The sequence below is a fragment of the Sneathiella marina genome, assembly GCF_023746535.1.
GTDB classification, from domain to species: domain Bacteria; phylum Pseudomonadota; class Alphaproteobacteria; order Sneathiellales; family Sneathiellaceae; genus Sneathiella; species Sneathiella marina.
This window is the reverse complement of sequence record NZ_CP098747.1, coordinates 2,614,809-2,635,920: the sequence shown is the minus strand read 5'-3', so window position 1 is coordinate 2,635,920 and position 21,112 is coordinate 2,614,809. Positions and strand designations below refer to the sequence as shown.

Annotated in this window: 22 protein-coding genes; 9 read left to right on the top strand and 13 right to left on the bottom strand. The window is 52.0% G+C overall.

The features are described 5' to 3' along the window. Positions 1–1,338, top strand: coding sequence for a ribosome biogenesis GTPase Der (gene der / locus NBZ79_RS12550; protein ID WP_251932806.1), 1,338 nt, complete (start codon positions 1–3; stop codon positions 1,336–1,338). Between the two features lie 325 nt (positions 1,339–1,663). Here the strand turns inward: der and NBZ79_RS12545 are convergent, their stop codons facing one another. Continuing rightward, a complete protein-coding gene (locus tag NBZ79_RS12545) occupies positions 1,664–2,431 on the bottom strand; it encodes a carbon-nitrogen hydrolase family protein (RefSeq protein WP_251932804.1) in 768 nt (255 codons plus the stop codon). Between the two features lie 232 nt (positions 2,432–2,663). On the opposite strand from NBZ79_RS12545, the gene NBZ79_RS12540 reads away from it, so the two are divergent. After that, positions 2,664–3,092 (top strand): GFA family protein, encoded by a 429-nt coding sequence (locus NBZ79_RS12540; RefSeq protein WP_251932802.1) that lies wholly within the window; start codon positions 2,664–2,666, stop codon positions 3,090–3,092. 27 nt (positions 3,093–3,119) lie between these two features. Here NBZ79_RS12540 and NBZ79_RS12535 read toward each other — a convergent pair whose 3' ends face one another. From NBZ79_RS12535 to rpsF, 12 genes are all read right to left on the bottom strand, one after another. Further along, on the bottom strand, positions 3,120–3,824 hold the full coding sequence (locus tag NBZ79_RS12535) for an SDR family NAD(P)-dependent oxidoreductase (protein ID WP_251932800.1): 705 nt from the start codon (positions 3,822–3,824) through the stop codon (positions 3,120–3,122). A gap of 48 nt (positions 3,825–3,872) precedes the next feature. Beyond that, the gene (gene purF / locus NBZ79_RS12530) at positions 3,873–5,345 is read right to left on the bottom strand and encodes an amidophosphoribosyltransferase (RefSeq protein WP_251932798.1); all 1,473 of its coding nucleotides are present in this window, start codon (positions 5,343–5,345) and stop codon (positions 3,873–3,875) included. Beyond that, entirely contained in the window at positions 5,342–6,037 is a 696-nt protein-coding gene (locus tag NBZ79_RS12525) for a CvpA family protein (RefSeq protein ID WP_251932796.1), read from the bottom strand. Before NBZ79_RS12525 ends, purF begins: the two co-directional genes overlap by 4 nt. A gap of 18 nt (positions 6,038–6,055) precedes the next feature. Next, positions 6,056–7,435 (bottom strand): DNA repair protein RadA, encoded by a 1,380-nt coding sequence (radA, locus tag NBZ79_RS12520; RefSeq protein WP_251932794.1) that lies wholly within the window; start codon positions 7,433–7,435, stop codon positions 6,056–6,058. Positions 7,436–7,493: 58 nt separating this feature from the next. Further along, on the bottom strand, positions 7,494–8,270 hold the full coding sequence (locus NBZ79_RS12515; protein WP_251932793.1) for an ABC transporter ATP-binding protein: 777 nt from the start codon (positions 8,268–8,270) through the stop codon (positions 7,494–7,496). After that, entirely contained in the window at positions 8,267–9,049 is a 783-nt protein-coding gene (locus NBZ79_RS12510) for an MlaE family ABC transporter permease (RefSeq protein ID WP_251932792.1), read from the bottom strand. The genes NBZ79_RS12515 and NBZ79_RS12510 overlap by 4 nt, the downstream gene beginning before the upstream one ends. Before the next feature lies 1 nt (position 9,050). Beyond that, positions 9,051–10,166 (bottom strand): alanine racemase, encoded by a 1,116-nt coding sequence (gene alr, locus NBZ79_RS12505; protein WP_251932790.1) that lies wholly within the window; start codon positions 10,164–10,166, stop codon positions 9,051–9,053. A gap of 15 nt (positions 10,167–10,181) precedes the next feature. Continuing rightward, the gene (locus NBZ79_RS12500) at positions 10,182–11,663 is read right to left on the bottom strand and encodes a replicative DNA helicase (RefSeq protein WP_251932789.1); all 1,482 of its coding nucleotides are present in this window, start codon (positions 11,661–11,663) and stop codon (positions 10,182–10,184) included. A gap of 177 nt (positions 11,664–11,840) precedes the next feature. After that, a complete protein-coding gene (gene rplI, locus NBZ79_RS12495) occupies positions 11,841–12,494 on the bottom strand; it encodes a 50S ribosomal protein L9 (protein WP_251932787.1) in 654 nt (217 codons plus the stop codon). Next, entirely contained in the window at positions 12,494–13,447 is a 954-nt protein-coding gene (locus NBZ79_RS12490) for a DUF2232 domain-containing protein (protein ID WP_251932785.1), read from the bottom strand. Before NBZ79_RS12490 ends, rplI begins: the two co-directional genes overlap by 1 nt. 42 nt (positions 13,448–13,489) lie before the next feature. Then, a complete protein-coding gene (gene rpsR, locus NBZ79_RS12485; RefSeq protein ID WP_251932784.1) occupies positions 13,490–13,726 on the bottom strand; it encodes a 30S ribosomal protein S18 in 237 nt (78 codons plus the stop codon). Next, a complete protein-coding gene (gene rpsF / locus NBZ79_RS12480) occupies positions 13,726–14,178 on the bottom strand; it encodes a 30S ribosomal protein S6 (protein ID WP_251932783.1) in 453 nt (150 codons plus the stop codon). The genes rpsR and rpsF overlap by 1 nt, the downstream gene beginning before the upstream one ends. 198 nt (positions 14,179–14,376) lie before the next feature. On the opposite strand from rpsF, the gene fabD reads away from it, so the two are divergent. The 7 genes from fabD (at position 14,377) to NBZ79_RS12445 (ending at position 21,111) form a co-directional block, all read left to right on the top strand. Then, positions 14,377–15,330: an ACP S-malonyltransferase gene (gene fabD, locus NBZ79_RS12475; protein ID WP_251932781.1), complete on the top strand. Its 954-nt coding sequence runs from the start codon at positions 14,377–14,379 to the stop codon at positions 15,328–15,330. Between the two features lie 31 nt (positions 15,331–15,361). After that, positions 15,362–16,099 carry a 3-oxoacyl-[acyl-carrier-protein] reductase gene (gene fabG, locus NBZ79_RS12470; RefSeq protein WP_251932779.1) on the top strand — a complete coding sequence of 246 codons (738 nt, stop codon included), beginning with the start codon at positions 15,362–15,364 and terminating at the stop codon, positions 16,097–16,099. Between the two features lie 184 nt (positions 16,100–16,283). Continuing rightward, a complete protein-coding gene (locus tag NBZ79_RS12465; protein ID WP_251932777.1) occupies positions 16,284–16,514 on the top strand; it encodes an acyl carrier protein in 231 nt (76 codons plus the stop codon). 63 nt (positions 16,515–16,577) lie between these two features. Then, on the top strand, positions 16,578–17,837 hold the full coding sequence (fabF, locus tag NBZ79_RS12460; protein WP_251932775.1) for a beta-ketoacyl-ACP synthase II: 1,260 nt from the start codon (positions 16,578–16,580) through the stop codon (positions 17,835–17,837). A gap of 28 nt (positions 17,838–17,865) precedes the next feature. After that, positions 17,866–18,849: an endolytic transglycosylase MltG gene (mltG, locus tag NBZ79_RS12455; RefSeq protein ID WP_251932774.1), complete on the top strand. Its 984-nt coding sequence runs from the start codon at positions 17,866–17,868 to the stop codon at positions 18,847–18,849. A gap of 104 nt (positions 18,850–18,953) precedes the next feature. After that, positions 18,954–20,141, top strand: coding sequence for a hypothetical protein (locus NBZ79_RS12450; protein ID WP_251932772.1), 1,188 nt, complete (start codon positions 18,954–18,956; stop codon positions 20,139–20,141). A gap of 76 nt (positions 20,142–20,217) precedes the next feature. Then, positions 20,218–21,111 (top strand): YicC/YloC family endoribonuclease, encoded by an 894-nt coding sequence (locus NBZ79_RS12445; RefSeq protein WP_251932770.1) that lies wholly within the window; start codon positions 20,218–20,220, stop codon positions 21,109–21,111. Position 21,112: the final 1 nt, after the last annotated feature.

Here is a 21,112-nt window from a genome sequence, read left to right as displayed (position 1 = left end):
ATGTCGTTTACTGTTGCAATAATCGGCCGTCCGAATGTCGGCAAATCGACCCTGTTCAACCGACTGGTTGGCAAGAAGCTGGCGCTTGTCGATGACACGCCGGGGGTGACCCGCGACCGCCGCGAAGGCGACGCCCGCATCGGCTCGCTCAAATTCAAGATAATCGATACGGCAGGCCTTGAGGAAAGCTTCGATGACAGTCTGGAAGGGCGCATGCGCCGGCAGACGGAAATCGCCCTGGATGAGGCCGATGTCGCCTTGATGCTCATCGATGCCCGGGCCGGTGTCACACCGCTGGACAAGCATTTCGCCAACTGGCTGCGCAAAATCAAGATTCCGGTCATTCTGCTGGCCAATAAATGCGAGGGTAAAAGCGGTGAGCCCGGCCTGTATGAGAGTTTCGCTCTGGGGCTCGGGGAGCCCATTCAGCTTTCAGCCGAGCACGGGGAGGGGATGGGAGAGCTGTTTGACGCCCTGCTGCCCTTTGAAAAAACCGATGAGAACAATCCGGACGATGAAGAACCGCGTCCCTTGCAACTGGCCATCGTCGGCCGCCCCAATGCGGGGAAATCCACGCTGGTCAACCATCTGATCGGCGAAGACCGAATGCTGACCGGCCCCGAAGCCGGTGTGACACGGGATGCCATTGCCGTCGAATGGGAATTTGACGGCCAGCCGATCAAGCTGGTCGACACCGCCGGGCTGCGCCGCCGCGCCCGCGTGCAGAAGAAGCTGGAAAAACTGTCCGTTGCCGATAGCCTGCGGGTGATCAAGATGGCGGAAATCGTCGTCCTGCTGGTCGACGCCGAAGAAACCTTTGAAAAACAGGACCTGACCATCGCCTCGCATGTGATTGAGGAAGGGCGGGCACTGGTTCTGGCGGTCAATAAATGGGACGCGGTCAAGGATCGCCCCGGCACCATGAAGCTGATCCGGGATCGCCTGTCCATCTCGCTGCCGCAGGTAAAGGGAATCCCCGTGGTAACCTTGTCGGCGCTGACGGGGCGCGGTGTGGAAAAACTGTTGCCGACCGTGCTTGACGTCTATGAGTTGTGGAACAAGCGGGTCTCGACCTCACAGCTGAACCGCTGGCTTGAGGTCATGCTGGAGCAGCATCCACCGCCCATGGCCAAGGGCCGGCGTCTCAAGGTGCGCTATATGACCCAGATAAAAGCACGGCCCCCGACCTTCTCGCTGTTTATGTCGTCGCGCGGGGAGCTGCCGGAATCCTATATCCGCTACCTGGTCAACGGCTTGCGGCAGGATTTCAACTGGCCCGCCGTTCCAATCCGGCTCTATACCCGAACCGGTAAAAACCCCTATGTGGACAAAGACTAGGCCCCGGATCCCTGTCATTTGAAAGCCGCCAAAGTTGCCACAGCCTGTCAGGAGAACCGTGACATTTTACCGTGGATCAGAGTTTTAATTCTATTCCCTGCTCCCACAGCAACTGGGCATTTAAAACTACTATTGCGATCCCTGCGCCCTTTGGCAGAAAGGCACGGTTGAGAATACAAATAGCAGGATCAGGCGGTTTTTACCGCGCAATAGAAATTGAGAGCAAATATCAAACGAAAATCTTGTTGCTATAGCTAACCGAATAAACAACACACCCAGAAAATGCCTTGAATACAGAACGCCCAAAGAAGTTTTTGAGCAACATTTATGATCCTGTTCTATTGTTGTATGTCCATCCAGGACCGATTTGTGAAAATACTGTCGTAACAATCCCTGCTACATGGCGTTTAGCTTTGACGAGAGAACCATCAGGCCGGGCAAGACAAGAGGCCAGACGTGAATGTCTTTCTGAAGAATTGCTTGCTGAAATCCACATTTGATTATCAGCAGCGCGCGTTATTAATTGGGCAATAATAAGATCATCAAGACTGCTTTTTCCTTCTGTATTGGCGGCATTGTAATATGAATGAAACAACAGCTGAACACCTTGATCTCGATAAGTTGTGTAAAGATTTGGAAAACAGGAATCATAACAAATAAGAAATCCGCATTTTACTCCGAATATAGTCGCGAAAAGCGGCTTAGCACCTGGCGTGTAAAATTCTTTTTCTCTGCTATAAAGATTCTGTTTATCGTAAATGCCTTCTATCTGACCCATGTCAGAAATAACATAAATGCAGTTATATGGCTGACTATCAGTATTTTTTCTTGTTGATCCCAATATTGTCCAGATACGCAGTTCTTTTGAGAGAGCAATAATATCTTCCAAACATTGCTGCAAAAGCCCCCAATCATAGTTTTGAAAAGAGTCAAAATGGACCCGTGCATAGCCGGATAATGCCGTTTCAGGAAAATGAACAATGTGGCACGCCTCCTTCGCGGCTTTTTTCATATGCTGCTTTATATACTGGGCATTACGAGTAATATTGCCCGAAAGTGGAAACTGGCTGGTTGCTATCTTTAGATTGTTCATGCAAAAATTTATAGAGAGAATTGCTCAAAAGTAAACAAGCCGCCTGATCAGGTGGCTTGTTTACATCTTCATCCTCGTGCTCTACCGTCCAATATTTCCTTGGTGTCGCATTCGAGCGGCAATCAGTCTGGTGTACGTTAGTCTGTGACCTCAAATTCCACTTAACTCATCTACAGGGAAGCCGACGCCCTGATCGGCATGTTGCTCACGCACCAAAAACCGGGAAGAACAAATGACGACACGCGGCCATTGTCTGTGCAAAAAAACCAGGTGGGAATATATCGGCGAGGTCACCTGGGCCTGCTACTGTCATTGTGATGACTGTCGCCGCAATTGCGCTGCGCCGGTTGTCGCCTGGCTCGGTGTGCCGCTCAAGAACTTCAAATGGCTCGCAGAGGCGCCGAAAACCCTGGAGAGTTCACAAGGCGTCTTTCGGCATTTCTGCAAGGATTGTGGGTCCCCCATGGGATTTGAGGCAGATCACTATGCCGGCGGGATGCATCTTTATGCGGCCTCCCTGGAAAACCCGCAGGAATTCGAGCCGACATTCCACGTAAATTATGACAGCAAGCTACCCTGGCTTCAACTGGAGGATGATCTTCCGAAATACGACGGTACGCTGCTGCATGCGCCGGAAGACCTGAGCGACTACACCTCATAGCTCCGGGCCAATGGACGGGTCCTGACCCTAGCCTTCGATGCGCGTTCCATGGACATCCTGCCCTTGCAGGATCGTCTGCAAGAAAAGCTCCGCGTGATCTTCGGGGGCTGGCAAGACACTGTCATCTTCACCCGGATAGGCCATCAGGCGTAATTTGCTGCGGGTTGGTCCGGGATCAATGAGATTGACCCGTAGATTTGTCTTCGTGGTTTCGGCGGCATAGGTTTCGACCAGGGCCTCAAGCGCCGCCTTGCTGGCGGAATAGGCGCTCCAGAATTGTTTATGATCCTGCGCAGCACTGGCCGTGACAAACAGCGCGCGCCCGGCCTCGCTCTGGCGCAACAGCGGGTCGAGGGCGCGGATCAGGCGCCAGTTGGCATGGACGTTCAGTTTAAAAACATCTTCCCACAGGGCCGGGGCATATTGCTGGATCGGCATCAGCTTACCGAGCATACCCGCATTGCCAATGAGAATATCCAGCTTACCCCAACGCTCGAGCAGCGGGGCGGCAAGTCCGTCAATGGCCACGGTATCAAGAAGATCCAGGGGCACCAGGGTGGCGCTGCCGCCCGCCGCCTGAATGGCATCGTCAACTTCTTCCAGTCCGCCAACGGAGCGGGCGACGAGGATGACATGGGCTCCTTCCGCGGCGAAGCGTTTCGCAACGGCGGCGCCAATACCGCGGGAGGCGCCTGTAATCAGCGCGACTTTATCTTTTAATTTAGCGGACATACTAGGTTCCGTTATCAAGGAGGATTAACTGGTTAAAAGGTGCCGAGCTCAGGAATGCTCGGTCAGAAGCGTTAGCTCTGCCGCCATGCCGCTTTCCTGATCGGTTAATTCAATGGGATAGTCACCGGTAAAGCAGGCGTCGCAATATTGTGGCTGTTCCGAATTTCGCTCAAGCTCTCCCATGGCCACATACAGGCCGTTCAGGGATATAAAGCTGAGGCTGTCGGCGCCGATAAACTTGCACATTTCCTCAACTTCATATTGGGCCGCCAGCAATTTATTGCGGCTTGGCGTGTCCACACCATAGAAGCAGGAATTGGTCGTTGGCGGGCTGGCAATGCGCATATGCACTTCCGTCGCGCCGGCTTCGCGCATCATTTGCACGATCTTGGTTGAGGTGGTGCCGCGGACAATGGAATCATCCACCAGAATAACCCGCTTGCCCTTGATAAGGGCCCGGTTGGCATTGAGCTTGAGCTTGACGCCCAGATGACGAATTTGATCCGTGGGCTCGATAAAGGTGCGTCCCACATAATGGTTCCGAATGATGCCCAGATCAAACTGGATACCGCTTTGTTCGGCATAGCCGATGGCGGCGGGTGTCCCGGAATCGGGGACGGGAATGACCAGATCGGCCTCCACCGGGTGTTCGACAGCCAGTTGCTGGCCAATATCTTTGCGCACATCATAAACCGAGCGTTTCTCGACAACACTGTCCGGGCGGGCGAAATAGATATGTTCGAAAATACAGAAGCGCTTGGGTGGCGTCGTGAACGGGAAGAGGGAGGTCAAGCCGCCATCATCGACGACGATCACCTCGCCGGGCTCCACGTCGCGGATAAAGTCCGCACCAATGATATCGAGCGCGCAGCTTTCCGATGTCAGGATATAGGCATTATCCAGTTTGCCCAAAACCAGCGGCCGGACGCCGAAGGGGTCCCGCATACCGATCATTTTCTTGCTGGTCAGCGACACCAGGGAATAGGCGCCGATTATCTTGGCCATGGAATCAATCATGCAATCGACGATTTTCATTTTTTTGCTGTTGGCCACCAGATGGATAATCACTTCCGTATCCGTGGTGGACTGAAAGATGCTGCCTTCGGTCACCAGTTGCTTGCGCAATGTCGAGGCATTGGTCAGGTTGCCGTTATGGGCTACGGCGAGCCCGCCATTGGCAAGATCGGCAAATATGGGCTGAATATTACGAAGGACGGAACCGCCGGTTGTGGCATAACGGTTATGGCCGAGGGCTGCTTCGCCTTTCAGGCCGCCGATAATCTCTTCAGAGGAGAAATTATCGCCCACCTTGCCCATGGCCTTGTGGCTGTGGAAATGGCGGCCATCATGGCTGACGATCCCGGCGGCTTCCTGTCCGCGATGCTGGAGGGCATGTAAGCCGAGGGCGGCGAGGGCCGCGGCCTCTTCATGGCCATATATTCCAAATACGCCGCATTCTTCATGAAGCTTGTCATCATCGAAGGGATTACACAGATCGTCGAATATATGGCTGTCCGTCATTTTGGATTTTCCTGCGTACTTTTGGTTAGGTTTTCCATTTGCTGCCGCGCGCGATCATCATAGCCTTTGTCGATAATTTTTGCCGCATCATCGACGTTGGTCTTTATGCCGTCTTTTACCGCATCAGGCAATTCATCATATTTTTCTTTAAGCTTTTTGACGGCATCCTGATCTGAATCCCGGGTGATATTCAGGTTTTCCTGCATGTCAGGCGGCAGCAGCCGGGCAACGAAGGCGCCGCTGGCTGATACGATTGGCAACATCTTGGCGTTTAACACCCATTCCGGCCGGTCATCTTCGGGGATGAACTGTACAAAGATCAGCCAGGCGATGCCCAGCAACAGAAATCCCCGTGCGATGCCAAAAAATATCCCCAGTGAACGGTCAAGGGCCCCAAGACTGGAGGCTTTCACCTTTTCCGAGATGGCATGACTGAAATAGGACAGGATCACCAGCGACAGGACAAAGACGACGGCACCGGTCAGGATATCCGCGATCAGCAGATTGACGATAAATTCCCGGGCGATGGGCTGCAGCAGGGGAAAGGCGTAAAGCGTAATAAAGGTGGCACCGACCCAGCCGGCGATGGCCAGGGTTTCCTTCACAAAGCCACGGGCAAAACCGAAAATTGCGGAAATCAGGAGAATCACCAGGATAACCGCATCGGCACCTTGTATGGGGAAGTCTTCCATAAAGCTCTCTATACCCCTTTAAACAACCTGGGTCACCGGTTGCGATTGTGTAAACAGACTAACAATTTCCCGCAGATGTTCCACTTCAATAATTTTCATGGACGTGTCTTTTATCTTGCTGCCAGCAGGAATAATGGCCGTGGTAAATCCGAGTTTCGCCGCCTCTTTTAACCGAGCATCGGCTTGACCGACAGCCCTAATTTCACCGGAGAGGCCGATTTCGCCAAAAAACAGGCTGCTTTCGGGCACGGGAATGTCGGAAATGGAGGATACCAGGGCGGCAATAACCGCCAGATCCGCCGCCGGTTCATTGACACGCAGGCCGCCGGCGACGTTGAGGTAAACTTCACTGCCGGAAAAAGACAAGCCGCAGCGCGCATCCAGAACCGCTAATATCATGGCCAGCCGATTGGAATCCCAGCCAACAACAGCCCGGCGCGGTGTCGCTTGCGCCGTGGTTGCCACCAGTCCCTGAATTTCCACCAGCAAGGGACGGGTACCTTCCATCCCGGCGAAGACCGAGGCGCCGCTGATGGCCTTGTCCGGATTGCTCAGGAAAAGGGATGAGGGGTTGGCGACTTCCTGAAGGCCGGAATCCGTCATCTCGAACACGCCGATTTCATCGGTGGCGCCGAAGCGATTCTTGACCGCCCGCAAGATCCTGAATTGATGGCCGCGATCCCCTTCGAAATACAGTACCGTATCGACCATATGCTCCAGAACCCGCGGGCCGGCAATCTGGCCATCTTTGGTCACATGTCCCACAAGGATAACACTGCAGCCGGACTTTCTGGCATAGCGGATCAGCTCCTGTGCGCAGGCCCGCACTTGCGCGACAGTCCCGGGAGCGCTCGATAGATTGTCGGCGAACACGGTTTGGATGGAATCGATCACCAGCAATTTCGGGGTGGGGGCTTTTTCAAGGCTGGTAATAATATCCCGAAGCGAATTGGCCGATGCCAGTTGCACGGGGGCGTCCGACAACCCCAGCCGGCGGGCCCGCATGGATATCTGCTGGGTTGCCTCCTCGCCGGAGATATAGGTGCAGGGCTGGCCTTTCAACGCCATGCGGCCGACGGCTTGCAACAGAAGCGTCGATTTACCGATACCCGGATCGCCGCCAATCAGGATGGAGGAGCCGGGGACGAAGCCGCCCCCAAGAACCCGGTCCAGTTCCCCAAGCTCGCTCAAAGTGCGGGCATGATCGCTGGTATCCGTATCCAGGGCGGTAAAAGTGATGGCCTGGCCCTTGCCGGTGGACAGGCCGCTTGGCACGGCGGCTTCAACCACGCTTTCCTGGAGCGAGTTCCACTCTCCGCAGGAATCACAACGGCCTTGCCATTTGCGATGGATTTCGCCGCAGGACTGGCAGGTGAATTGTTCGGCAGTTCGCGCCATGACTTATTCCTGTTATTCGTGGTTTGGCCGAAACCAAAATAAATTCCGTCCCGTGAGGTTACGGTTTCAAGACTTCCAGTTTTATGGGGCCGTCAATATCGCCCCGGACGAATTGCTCGACATAAGGGTTACCGCAGGTCTTGATGGTATCCGCAGGTCCGGACCAGACGACGTTTCCTTTATAGAGCAATGCGATCGTATCGCCAATAACCTGCGCGCCATCCATATCATGGGATATGGTCAATGTTGTGGCGCCCAGGCGCCGGGTACAGTCGCGAATAAGGCTGTCGATGACATCCCCCATAATCGGATCAAGACCTGTGGTCGGCTCATCGAAAAAGATGATTTCAGGGTCCGCGGCGATGGCCCGGGCGAGGCCGACCCGCTTTTGCATACCAATGGACATCTCCGCCGGATTGCGATCCGCCATGTCCGGGCCGAGCCCCACAAGGCTGAGTTTCTCCATGGCTATTTCCCTGGCTTTCTTGCGCGGTATTCCATGCGCCTGGAGCAGGCCAAAGGCGACATTTTCCCAGACAGGCAAGCTGTCGAACAGGGCCGCATACTGAAACAGCATGCCGGTTTTCAGCAGAACTTTTTCCCGCGCCTTGGAGGACAGGCCAACCACCGACTGTCCGTCGATCAGGATATCACCGCTGTCGGGCTCAAGCAGGCCCAGAATACATTTCAGCATGACCGATTTGCCGGTTCCGGATCCGCCGATCACAACCAGGGATTCCCCATCCTGGATACTGAGATCGAGATCGGAGAGGATAACTTTGCTGCCGAACGCCTTGCACACTTTCCGCAGTTCGATTTTCGGCGCGGCGGTCATGGTTGAACGGTAAGCATTACTGTGAGGAAATAGTCGCTGATCAGGATCAGAACAAAGGAGGAAACGACGGCATTTGTTGTCGCCTTGCCCACGCCTTGCGCCCCGCCGACGGAATGAAATCCGTGATAGCAGCCCATCAAGGCGACAATGAAGCCGAAGACGGCTGCCTTGATCAAGCCGGAGACGACGTCACGCACCTGCAGGAATTCGAAGGTGTTTGTCAGGTAATTGCCCGGGTTGAAGCCCAGCGATTCCGTCGCGACCAGGAAGCCACCGGCAACGCCGATGATATCGCCCAGCAGAACAAGAAAGGGCAGGGTGATGACCGCCGCGAGGATGCGGGGTGTCACCAGATACTTGAACGGGTTCGTTGATAACGTGGCGAGCGCGTCAATTTGCTCGGTCACCCGCATGGTCCCGATTTCCGCGGCAATCGCGGCACCAACCCGCCCGGCAACCATCAGGCCGCTGAGAACCGGGGAGAGTTCCCGGGTGAGGCCGATGACAACAATCGTCGGAACGGCGCTTTCCGCATTAAACCTGGAGGAGCCATCGTAAATCTGCAACGCCAGAACCATACCGGTGAACAGGGCCGTCATGCCGACGACCGGAAGAGAGTAATAGCCGATATTCATAAGCTGCCGCAAAAATAGCGACAAATAGAAAGGCGGGATGATGCAATGACGCAGGCTTACGACCGTAAATTTGGTAATCCGGCCAACGGCGGCCATAAAGGAGATAAAGACACGGCCAATCGCCGCAAAAATATTCCATTCCATATTACTTGTCCGCCGGTTCCAAATATTCCCGGTAGAAGCGATTTCCGAGAGAGGTGAGTATTTCATATGGAATTGTCTCGGCATGTGCCGCCACTTCATCCAATGGTACCGCGCCACCAATCAGATCAACGAAACCTCCAGCGACACATTCATGACGCGGGATGCTGCTGACATCGATTGTAATTATATCCATTGAGACGCGCCCTATGACCGGTACCTTGTTATTCTTTATCGCACATTCTGCCTTATTGCCAAGCGCTCGAAAATATCCGTCCGCGTAGCCCACCGAAACTGTGGCAATCCGGCTCACATCTTCTGTCCGGTATGTCGCACCATAGCCAACGTGAAATTGACTGTCAACGTCCTGAACTTGCAGGATTTTCCCTTGCAATTTGACCACTTCATGCATGGGGTTTGGGGTGCTGCCAGTGGGATTGCCGCCAAATAAGGCAATGCCGGGCCGGGCATGATCGAAATGAAAGTCAGGTCCGAGAAAAATACCGGCGGAATTGGCAAAGGAAACCGGCGTATCCTGCAAGGGGGCCGGCAACAGGGTTTTAAAATAATGCAGACAGTCAAGCTGCCGCTGGTTAAGGGGATGATCCGGTTCATCAGCGCAGGCCAGATGGCTTATGATATAATCGATTTCCAGGTCATCTAGAAGCGTTGGTTCCGCCGCGAGATTGCGGATTTCCGCTTCCAGAAACCCCAGTCTTGTTATCCCTGTATCGAGATGGATTGCCGCCCGTAAAGGTCCGTGGTCACGGGCAAATTCCGACCAGTTCCGCAATTCGTCCAGACTGTTGAGAACAGGAATCAAGTTATGTTCCAGATAGGCTGGTTCAGCCTCTACCATCAACCCGGAAAGAACATAGACCGTCGCATCCGGCAAGCAGTTGCGCAACGTGACGCCTTCCGCCGGCAAGGCAACAAAAAAATCCGTACATCCCGCATCCGCAAGGGCCGGAGCGACCTTCTCGATACCCAGACCGTAGGCATTGGCTTTCACGGCAGCGCCACATTTTGCCGGTGCGGCATTGCTCTGAAGTATGCGGTAATTTTCCTGAAGAGCGCCCAGATCAACGATCAAATGGGCGCCGGCAAGTCTAGGATCCATAAACGCGGTCGCTTCCTAATGATGTTCCGGTAAATAGTCATCCGAGATATAATCGCCGAACCGGGTGAATTCCGGTTTGAAATGCAATTTGATAATCCCGATCGGGCCATGCCGTTGTTTGCCGATGATCACTTCCGCCATGTTATGCAGGCGGCCCATTTTTTCTTGCCATTCCGCATGTTCCGGTGTGCCTTCGGAGGGTTCTTTACGTTCCTCGTAATAGGATTCCCGGTAGACGAACATCACCACATCAGAATCCTGCTCAATGGAGCCGGACTCCCGTAAATCAGAAAGCTGGGGCCGTTTGTCGTCGCGGTTTTCCACCTGACGGCTCAGCTGGGATAAGGCAATAACAGGTATGTTCAACTCCTTGGCAACGGCCTTCAGGCCCTGGGTTACCTCGGAGATCTCCTGGACCCGGTTTTCGCTGCGCCGGCCCGAGCCTTTCATCAATTGCAGATAATCAACAACAATCAATCCCAGCCCGTGGCTTCGCTTCAACCGGCGCGCCCGCGTTCGCAAGGCGGCGATGGACAGGGCGGGCGTATCATCAATGTAAAGCGGCAGTTCCGACAGAAGGGCACTTTGCGGAACCAGCTTATTGGCAAATTCATCATCGCTCAAATCGCCGCGCCGCAGCTTTTCCGAGCTGATTTCAGTTGCCTCCGCCAGAATACGGCCGACAAGTTGTTCCGCCGCCATTTCAAGCGAGAAAAATCCGACGGCAGCGCCTTCCTTGCCCCCTGAATTGCGATGGGCCTTTGCCGCGTTATAGGCAATATTGGTTGCCAGGGATGTTTTCCCCATGGAGGGCCGGCCCGCGAGAATAAGAAGATCGGAATTATGCAGGCCGCCAAGCTTCCCGTCCATATCTTTCAGCCCGGTTGTAACGCCGACCAGGTTCCCGTCACGATGGAAGGCTTCCTCTATTGATTTCAAAGCTTCGCCAACCGCAATCTTTACAGGAACCAGGGAGCCTTCATGGGCGCCATTTTCCGCCAGGGAGAAGAGTTTCTTCTCCGCTTCCTCGATTTGCGACTGGGATGTTTCTTCAAGATCGGAATCATAAGCCGTATTGACGATATCTTCGCCCAGCAGGATCAATTCCCGGCGCATGGCCAGATCATAAATCAATCGCCCGTAATTTTCGGCGTTGATAATCGTCGTAGCAGAAGCTGCAAGACGCGCCAGATACTGTGAGCCGCCAATATCTGCCAAAGCGGAATCATGATCGAAATAGGATTTAAGCGTAACAGGGTCGGCAATTTCACCACGCTCGATCAAAATCGAGGCGGCTTCATAGATGCGCCTGTGTACATCCTCTGAAAAATGATCAGGTAACAAAAAGCCGGTTACCTTGGCGGCGGCCTCGTTATTAACAAGGATGGCGCCGATAAGATCCTGTTCCGCTTCAATGTTATGGGGAGCAGAGCGATAGGCGAGGGACTCATTTGATCCATCGTCTGACTGCTCTTCACTGACTAATACCGTTTCCATGGAAGGACCGTATCACAGGGGAGGATTATCTTCATTGATAAATTGAAAAATCTGATCTGATAAGTTGTGGAAATATATTATCCACAGCCTGTTAATTATGGGGGAATTTACGCGGTCCCGGAAAAAGAAAAAGCGGCGCCATGCCAGCGCCGCTTACACTTCTTTTTTAACAGAGGCTTACTTGGTTTCTTCTTCAGCTTCCGCTTCAACTTCGATTTCCACGTCCACTTTGACGTCCACTTCTTCGGCGCCGGCCTGGGCCAATTCGTCCAGATCAATATCTGCCGTGGATTCGAAGACATCAGCAATTGCTTCATCGCGATTATCCAGAGCTGCTTCTGCAACCTCTTCAACAGATTCGCCACGTGCCTGAATTTCAGCCTCTTCTTCGGAGCGGGCGATATTGACGACAACAGTGACATTCACTTCAGGGTGCAGACGCACTTTAATGTCGTGCAGACCAAGGGTTTTAAGAACCTTGTCCATGATGATCTGCTTGCGATCGACGGTAAAGCCGGCTGACGTTACGGCCTTGGCAATATCCTGCGTGCTGACTGAACCGTAAAGCTGCTGGGATTCACTGGCGGCACGGATCAGAATGACAGTTTCGCCATCGAGTTTTTCACCGACTTTTCTGGCTTCGTCACTCTGCTTGAGATTGTCCGCTTCGAGTTGAGCTCTCTGCGCTTCGAAAATTGCCAGGTTATCTTTGTTGGCGCGCAGTGCTTTGTTCTGCGGCAACAGAAAGTTCCGGGCATATCCGTTCTTCACGGTGACAACGTCACCCATTTGTCCAAGTTTTTCAACTCGTTCTAATAATACTACTTCCATCAGTCTTCCTCCTGGTGGGTGGTGACGGCAAAACGGCGCCTGAACCCGATCCAATTTTCCATCAATCCTAACACTGTAACCAAAAGAAATGGCCACAGCATAATAATCAATACCATATAAATCGCCCCAAGTAGGATGGGCCGACCGTTCCATCTTTTCGAAACCACATGGATAACAGCCATTCCCTGCAGGAAAAAGACAATCTCCAATGCGATTACTATGGCGCCCAATATCGGCCAGATTCCGTCAAGAAACAGACTTAACACTACTGCCGCGACGAACGCCAGAGCCGCCCATACAGGCAGCTCCATTTTCGTTAGTTTCGGTGTCGGACGCTTGTTCTTGTCAAATCGAACCAACAGCCCTTGAGCCAGAGATCCACTTAGCAAAACAAACAAACCCCACATAGGACCCAGAAATTGCGGCATCAGCGCAACAAATTCTTCAGCGGTCATAGTGGGGCTGACACCCCGTAATTCCTTTAGCTGCACCAGCATCTGATCCATACCAGCAACCAGTCCTTGCCGCAGCTCGTCGTTCATATTGACCACGGCCATTGCCGCGATTGTCAGACCGACACATATCCCTGCCCACCAGATTAGCAAATACTCTGTCGGGTACCAGAATTTTTCTTCTTCCGTACCCCGCCACAACAATGCTTGTCGAACGATGACAATCACGGGTGCACCGCACAGGATGGCATATGTTAAACCGAATACAGGGCTTAAAACCAGGGAGGCTATAATGGCGCCGGTAATAACTGAAACCGCTGCACTCATAACCCCGAACCCCAATCCCGAAATAAACAAGGGGACCAGAGATAATGTCCATAAGGCCAAAGACTGAAAGGCCGAGCCGTAGTTTGCAGCACCGTCATTTCCCATAATGGAAATCGACAGGAGCAGGGTACTCAAAATACCCAACGATATGGCTACGACCAGTTCCTTGACCATAAGCTGTATTCTAAAGGCAGCGTTACCGCTGCCCTTTGCTTTCTATTCTACGATAAACGGCAGGAGCGCGAGGTTTCTTGCGCGCTTGATTGCTGTTGCCAGTTCGCGCTGCTTCTTTGCAGACACAGCTGTTATCCGGCTTGGCATAATCTTACCGCGTTCGGAAACAAAACGTTGCAGAAGCTTCACGTCTTTATAATCGATTTTCGGTGCGCCTTCACCTGAAAACGGACAGGTCTTCCGGCGACGAAAGAATGGACGGCGTTGTTCATCAGCCATTATGCGTCTCCTTCAACGGTTGCAACTTCTTCTGTCGCTGTTTCATCTGCTGCAACAACTTCTTCTGCCGCAGCTTTTGGTGCGTCGCTTTCCTGTTCTTCGCGATCACGACGGCCCCCTGGGCGCGCGCTTCGTGATTGCAGCATAACGGAATCATTTTCGTTCAATTCTTCAACCCGCAAAGTCATGTGGCGCAGGATATCTTCATGTAGAAGAAGGTTGCGTTCCATTTCCTTAACCGCTGCAACAGGTGAATCAATGTTCAATAGAACATAGTGACCTTTGCGGTTTTTCTTGATTTTGTAGGCAAGATTACGAAGTCCCCAATGTTCAACTTTAGCAACGGTTCCGCCGCCTTCTGTGACATATCCGGACATTTGTTCGGTCAGGGTTTCCACTTGTTGCGTGGAGATATCCTGACGCGCAATTATAACTGTCTCATATAGAGGCATTAATATAAGCTCCTTACGGCTTCTAGATGTCTGGAGTTACAGTTGCCCATAACCTGCCAAACTTAGCCGACCTCCGTCGGCAAGGAGTATTGAGGCCGCGGACTATACAGATATTGCTGCCATATGCAAGTAGGCTTGACAGGAAATTTTTCCGTAATATGACTGTGCCTCAGTAACTAACAAGATCGGACCTTATATATGACACGTGCATTTGTATTTCCAGGCCAGGGCAGTCAATCTGTCGGGATGGGAAAAGAGTTGGCAGAGAGTTTCTCTGCTGCCCGCGAAGTTTTCGAAGAAGTCAATGATTCCCTCGGGCAAAACCTGACGCAATTGATGTTTGAAGGGCCGATCGAGGAACTGACATTAACTGAAAATGCACAGCCGGCCCTGATGGCTGTCAGTTTGGCAGTTGTACGGGTGCTGGAAAAAGAAGGGAATATGGATCTGGGGACCGCAGCGGCATTTGTCGGCGGACATTCTTTGGGGGAATATTCAGCCTTAACCGCAGCCGGCGCTTTGACGATTTCAGATGCGGCAAAATTATTGAAAGCCAGAGGGTTGGCCATGCAACAGGCGGTGCCGGTCGGGGTGGGCGCGATGGCTGCTTTGCTTGGGCTGGACATTGGGCCTGTAGAAGAAGTCGTTGCAGAAGCTGAAAAATCTGCGGTGGACGGAGAGATATGCGTTGCCGCCAATGATAACGCCGACGGACAGGTGGTCCTGAGTGGTCACAAGCGTGCCGTTGAAAAAGCAATTGAAATTGCAAAAGAAAAAGGCGCAAAGCGGGGAATGCTCTTGCCGGTGAGCGCGCCTTTTCATTGTCCGTTGATGCAACCGGCAGCAGATGTGATGGCTGAAAAGCTGGCGGAGGTTACGATCGCACCGCCGCGGGTACCCTTGGTCGCCAATGTCACCGCCGCACAAGTGAGCGATCCGGATACAATTCGGAAATTACTTGTTGATCAGGTGACAGGCCGCGTTCGCTGGAGAGAAAGCGTCCTTTATATGGGAGAGCAGGGGGTCGAGGAGCTTGTCGAGTTGGGAGCTGGCAAGATTCTGACGGGTATGGTACGTAGAATTAACCGTGAAATGACGGGAACAGCCGTTCAGTCACCCGCGGATATAGAAGCTTTTTTGGCAACCCTTTAAAGATTTGATAATTGTGTGATGGGAGTAAATTATGTTTGATCTAACAGGTAAATCTGCGCTCATAACAGGCGCATCTGGCGGATTAGGGGCCATAATCGCCAAAGATCTTCACGCCGCGGGGGCGACTGTTGCTTTGTCAGGGACACGTGAAGATGCCCTGAGAGCGGTTGCTGCCGAGCTCGGTGACCGGGTGCATATTCTACCGTGCAACCTCTCTGACATGGAGGCTGTGGGAAATTTGATCAAAGAGGCGGATGCCGCTATGGGTCAAGTTGATATTCTCGTAAATAACGCAGGTCTGACCCGTGACGGTCTTGCCATGCGAATGAAAGAGGAAGATTGGGATCTGGTGATGGATGTCAATCTGAAAGCCGCTTTTTTGCTCTCTAAAAACAGCCTTCGGGGCATGATGAAACGGCGTAATGGCCGGATTATCGGCATCACATCCATCGTTGGCGTGACAGGCAACCCGGGGCAAATGAATTACGCTGCCTCGAAAGCGGGGATGATCGGCATGTCAAAATCCCTGGCACAGGAAGTGGCAAGCCGGGGGGTTACTGTAAATTGCGTGGCTCCCGGGTTTATTGAGACAGCCATGACAGATGCTCTTCCGGACGCCCAGAAAGACGCATTGCTTGCCGGCGTGCCCGCAGGAAAACTGGGAGACCCGCGCGACATTTCTGCTGCGGTTTTATATCTTGCCTCTGATGAAGCCGGTTATGTGACCGGGCAGACGCTGCATGTAAATGGCGGAATGGCGATGATCTAAAGGCGCATGCACTTGTCGAAAATCGGAAAATCACTACCTGTGACAGGTTTCCTTTGCAAGATCGACAAAGTATGCTAGGAAACCGCACGAAATTGACCTCTGTTCTGCTTGAAATTTAAGCTTGGTGGGGGTAAGGATTGAAGAGACTATTACTTAAACTGTCGGATTATCTAAGGATATTGCTATGACCACTACCGCCGAGCGCGTAATAAAAATCGTTATCGAACATCTTGGTGTTGATGAAGGTAAAGTAACAGAAGAAGCCAGCTTCATTGACGATCTGGGCGCAGACAGCCTGGACACAGTTGAACTTGTGATGGCGTTCGAAGAAGAATTCGGCATCGAAATCCCGGACGATGCTGCAGAAAAAATTCTGACAGTAAAAGACGCGATTACGCATATCGACGCAGCCTAACCAGGCTGAATAAATAGTAATAAAAGCGATTAATCCTCCTTAAACTTTTTGATAGGTTTTGGCATGCGACGTGTAGTTGTTACCGGAATGGGGCTTGTTACTCCGTTAGCCAACGGTGTTGAAGCGACGTGGAAGAGGCTTATTAACTCGGAATCGGGGGCTGGACAGCTGACGAAGATCGATACCACCGATCTTCCCGTCAAATATGGCTGTGAAGTTCCAGAAACGCCCGATCACCCGGACGCTTTTATTGCAGATGACATCCTCGCACCGAAAGAGCAGCGTAAAGTGGATAGCTTTATCCTGTTCGGTATTGGTGCAGCAGAAGAAGCTATCAAGGATTCCGGCTGGGTTCCGAAAAATGACGAGGAAGCCTGCCGGACCGGCGTCACCATCGGTTCGGGCATTGGCGGCTTGCCCTCGATTGAAGAGAACGCGGTTATTCTGCATGAACGCGGCCCCCGCCGCATCAGTCCTTTTTTCATTCCAGGCGCGTTGATCAACCTTGTTTCCGGACAGGTGTCGATACGCCATGGATTTAAGGGACCGGCACATGCCGTTGTTACTGCTTGCTCAACGGGAGCGCATGCAATAGGTGATGCCGCACGGATGATTGTCGATGATGATGCGGATGTGATGGTAGCCGGCGGCGCAGAGGCAGCTATTTGCCGATTGGGTATCGCGGGCTTTGCCTCAGCAAAAGCCCTGTCAAAAGGGTTCCCGGACAACCCTGAGCAAGCCTCGCGTCCCTATGATAAAGGCCGGGATGGTTTCGTCATGGGTGAAGGTGCCGGCGTTGTCGTTCTCGAAGAATATGAGCATGCCAAAAAGCGTGGCGCAAAAATTTATGCGGAAGTTGTCGGGTATGGTTTGTCTGGCGATGCACATCACATTACAGCGCCAGCCAGTGATGGCAATGGCGGATATCGGGCGATGAAGATGGCCATCAAGAAATCAGGCCTGAGCCTGGAAGATATTGGCTATGTAAATGCGCATGGAACCTCAACGCCGCTGGGGGATGAAATTGAGGTGGGCGCAGTAAAACGCCTGTTTGGGAGTGCCAAAGAGAATCTGGCAATGTCCTCGACAAAATCAGCGATCGGCCATTTGCTGGGCGCTGCCGGGGGTGTTGAGGCCATATTCTCAATCCTGGCAATGAATAATGGTATTTTACCGCCAACGCTTAATTTGGACGATCCATCCGATGGCCTGGACCTTAATTTGGTACCGAAAGTTGCGCAGGATAAGAAACTGAAAGCGGTTCTGTCCAATTCCTTTGGATTTGGTGGCACCAATGCCAGTCTTGTAATGAAAAGCGTTTAACCGATCATGACGAATTATTGAGGGCAGGATGAAGCGGGTTTACTTCTTCATCTTTGCCCTTTTTATTGTTGCCGCCTTGTCTGTGGCGTCTCTCGCCGGTTATGGCTGGCATCTTTTCAAGTCACCAGGTCCTCTCGCGACGGAAACAACGTTCTTGCTTAAGAAAGGCACAGGACTGCGGTCACTATCCAAAGAACTTCTTGAAAAAAACATCGTTAACAATGATTTAGCGTTTGTTTTTGGTGTTAAGCTTGAAAAGATGGGGCGCAATTTACGAGCCGGAGAATATTTGGTACCCGCCGGCCTGTCTGGATACGGGCTCATGAATCTCTTTGTCTCTGGTAAAGTCATTGAACGCCGGATAACCATACCCGAAGGCCTTGAAAGCCGGGAAATTCGAGAATTGGTTTTACAAGCGGATGGTTTAACCGGTGATATCACTGTTGCCATGCCCGAAGGGGCGTATCTTCCCGAAACGTATCATTATCAATTGGGGGATAGCCGGGAAGAGCTGGTGGCGCGCATGGCTGAGGATATGCGGATCCTGACCATGGAAGTTTGGACGTTGCGCGATCCAGATTCAGAAATAAAGACAGTGGAGGAATTGATTATTCTTGCCTCAATTGTCGAAAAAGAAACGGCGCTGGCTTCAGAGCGGCCCCATGTTGCAGGTGTGTTTTTGAACCGGCTCAGGAAAGGGATGAAACTGCAATCGGATCCGACCGTCGTCTATGGGATTACGGAAGGTAAACATGAATTGGGACGTCCCTTAAGCAAAAAAGATCTGGCGTCCAAGAATGCCTATAGCACTTATCATATATCTGGGTTGCCGAAGGGCCCCATAGCGAACCCGGGGGAAGAAAGCTTGCGCGCCGTTCTACAGCCTTTGCAAACGAAAGATCTATATTTTGTTGCTGATGGAACCGGTGGGCACGCCTTTTCTGAAACGCTGGATGGACATAATGCCAATGTCAGGAAATGGCGCAAGCTAAACAGGAAAAAGAAAAAATAACCTCCTGACAGAAGCCGCTTTCGAAATTTGAATGAAACTCGGCACAAAAAAGAGCCCCCAATCGTCTATCTCCAAGATCGATGAAAATGACGTGGGGTGCGCGAATGGCAGCAAGTACAGATACTATTCAAATCCTGCTTAGACAACGGCAGGAGCTTCGTCAGGCTTTACTGGATTTACGTGAGGAGATTGAAACGTTAGACGCGTCGTCACTCGATTTGGTGAACAAGAACATCAAACAGCAAAAAGTGCTTCCTGTTACGAATGAGAAATCTCTCGAAACTGACAATGCAAATCAATTGGAAACATCGGGTGAAAAGCCTGACGCTCCGATAACAGATCATTCAGACCCTATCCCAGATCCGTCGCAGTCAAGCAAAGCGACAAACGAGGATCTTGTAAAACCAACGCTTTTCGAACAAGACAACACCAACACCAACACTGAGGAGCCGCCCGGCGAACTGTCGGAAACTAAACCCGGCAGTACATCACCTGACCCTGCAAAAACCAAGCCTGTTGCGCCACCGGTGCCACCGCCAAAACCGGTGGAAAAAGAGGTGGTGGTTCAGGGAAATAACCCGTTGATCAATGATGATGAACTTTCTCGACTTCTGGCCAATGCAAAAAGTCTTTCTGTCTTTTTCCTTGAGCATCCCTCTGTTGCGAAACCTGTACATCTTGCGGCACTGGATGTTGCAATTTCCAGTTATGAAGCCGCTGAACCGGCAAATTCGTTGAATGATTATCACGGTCTGCAAAACGCATATCGAGCTGTAGCAAGCCAGGCTTACGCACATCAGAAAATAAACGGTAAAACACTCATCGATAGTAGAACGGGTGCGCGTCTTTTATGGATTATGCCTCTTTGTATCGCCGCGCTGGTTCTGGTTGTCTTCCCGCTTCTTCTTTTTTCACGAACTATGGCCAATGAAATGTTCATTACGGATTTTGCGGCTGATCTTGTATGGGTATTTGGAGCGTCGTCTGCTTTTTTATGGGGGACAGTGGGGGTGCTGACATTGATGACATTGAAAATTGCGTTGCTGGTCAGGCGACGTGAGTATGACGCAGATATCCGGTATTCGTCGGCATTGCACGGCGCGCTTGGGGGTATAATGGGATGCAGTTGTTTTCTGGTTCTGGAGATCTGGGTGCCAACTTCCAATGTTGCCGCTGAATTTGGGTTAAATCTTGCGGCATTTGCCGTCGGTATGACCGCGAGTATAATTTTTGCCCTGGTACAGCGCGCGATATCCTTTGTTGTAAACATCCTTGAGCCTGACAAAAAATAACCTTTGCTGACCTTGTGATAGACCTTCGAAAAAGATATACAAGAGGCCTCGATTTTAATTAACGCATGAGGCATTCGTGACCGTAAATAGTATGACAGGTTTCGCGCGTTCCATCGGCTCCTTCAAGACTTATAGCTGGCAATGGGAAGCCAAAAGCGTTAATGGCAAAGGCTTGGAAATCCGGTGTCGCATGCCGGCTGGCTTTGACCAACTGGAAGACAAGATACGGAAACTGCTTAAGTCTACCTTTCATCGTGGATCGATGAATATTCAACTGCAATTTGAGAATACGCAAGGTGAACAAGCCTATCGCGTCAACACGGTGTTTCTTGATGAATTGCTGACTTTGGCCAACCAGTATGTTGAGGAAGGCCGCGGCCAATTACCGAATATGGATGGAATGCTGGCCCTCAAAGGTGTCATCGAGCAAAATGACATAGCACAGGACCATGCAGGCAATGATGAGTTGCAAGCCGTATTATTGGAGTCAGCTGCCGAGGTTCTAGCTAACCTCTCTTCTGTCCGGGCGGAAGAAGGTGGCCGTCTGTCTCCTATTTTAAATGCACAGCTGGACGAGATAGAGATTTTGGTTTCCCGCGCAAAAGAACAGATTGTAGACGGACCAGATAATAGCCGGCGACGGCTGAAAACTCAGATGGACCGGATACTATCGGAAACGAAAACCCTGGACGAGGGGCGATTGGAGCAGGAACTGGCCCTGTTGGCAACGAAAGCGGATATTTCTGAAGAACTGGATCGATTGTCGAGCCATATAGCCTCAGCCCGCGAAGTCCTTAATGGAACCAGCGATCATGGCATGGGCAGACGCTTGGATTTCATTTGTCAGGAATTTAATCGTGAAGCCAATACTCTTTGCTCTAAATCCAGTGATAAAGCACTGACTCAGACCGGGTTGGATATGAAAGCCGTGATTGATCGACTGCGCGAGCAAGTACAGAATATTGAGTAGG

Coding starts and splice junctions, on each gene's coding strand:
- der (WP_251932806.1), top strand. CDS start 1: ATGTCGTTTACTGTTGCAATAATCGGCCGTCCGAATGTCGGCAAATCG.
- NBZ79_RS12545 (WP_251932804.1), bottom strand. CDS start 2,431: ATGAACAATCTAAAGATAGCAACCAGCCAGTTTCCACTTTCGGGCAAT.
- NBZ79_RS12540 (WP_251932802.1), top strand. CDS start 2,664: ATGACGACACGCGGCCATTGTCTGTGCAAAAAAACCAGGTGGGAATAT.
- NBZ79_RS12535 (WP_251932800.1), bottom strand. CDS start 3,824: ATGTCCGCTAAATTAAAAGATAAAGTCGCGCTGATTACAGGCGCCTCC.
- purF (WP_251932798.1), bottom strand. CDS start 5,345: ATGACGGACAGCCATATATTCGACGATCTGTGTAATCCCTTCGATGAT.
- NBZ79_RS12525 (WP_251932796.1), bottom strand. CDS start 6,037: ATGGAAGACTTCCCCATACAAGGTGCCGATGCGGTTATCCTGGTGATT.
- radA (WP_251932794.1), bottom strand. CDS start 7,435: ATGGCGCGAACTGCCGAACAATTCACCTGCCAGTCCTGCGGCGAAATC.
- NBZ79_RS12515 (WP_251932793.1), bottom strand. CDS start 8,270: ATGACCGCCGCGCCGAAAATCGAACTGCGGAAAGTGTGCAAGGCGTTC.
- NBZ79_RS12510 (WP_251932792.1), bottom strand. CDS start 9,049: ATGGAATGGAATATTTTTGCGGCGATTGGCCGTGTCTTTATCTCCTTT.
- alr (WP_251932790.1), bottom strand. CDS start 10,166: ATGGATCCTAGACTTGCCGGCGCCCATTTGATCGTTGATCTGGGCGCT.
- NBZ79_RS12500 (WP_251932789.1), bottom strand. CDS start 11,663: ATGGAAACGGTATTAGTCAGTGAAGAGCAGTCAGACGATGGATCAAAT.
- rplI (WP_251932787.1), bottom strand. CDS start 12,494: ATGGAAGTAGTATTATTAGAACGAGTTGAAAAACTTGGACAAATGGGT.
- NBZ79_RS12490 (WP_251932785.1), bottom strand. CDS start 13,447: ATGGTCAAGGAACTGGTCGTAGCCATATCGTTGGGTATTTTGAGTACC.
- rpsR (WP_251932784.1), bottom strand. CDS start 13,726: ATGGCTGATGAACAACGCCGTCCATTCTTTCGTCGCCGGAAGACCTGT.
- rpsF (WP_251932783.1), bottom strand. CDS start 14,178: ATGCCTCTATATGAGACAGTTATAATTGCGCGTCAGGATATCTCCACG.
- fabD (WP_251932781.1), top strand. CDS start 14,377: ATGACACGTGCATTTGTATTTCCAGGCCAGGGCAGTCAATCTGTCGGG.
- fabG (WP_251932779.1), top strand. CDS start 15,362: ATGTTTGATCTAACAGGTAAATCTGCGCTCATAACAGGCGCATCTGGC.
- NBZ79_RS12465 (WP_251932777.1), top strand. CDS start 16,284: ATGACCACTACCGCCGAGCGCGTAATAAAAATCGTTATCGAACATCTT.
- fabF (WP_251932775.1), top strand. CDS start 16,578: ATGCGACGTGTAGTTGTTACCGGAATGGGGCTTGTTACTCCGTTAGCC.
- mltG (WP_251932774.1), top strand. CDS start 17,866: ATGAAGCGGGTTTACTTCTTCATCTTTGCCCTTTTTATTGTTGCCGCC.
- NBZ79_RS12450 (WP_251932772.1), top strand. CDS start 18,954: ATGGCAGCAAGTACAGATACTATTCAAATCCTGCTTAGACAACGGCAG.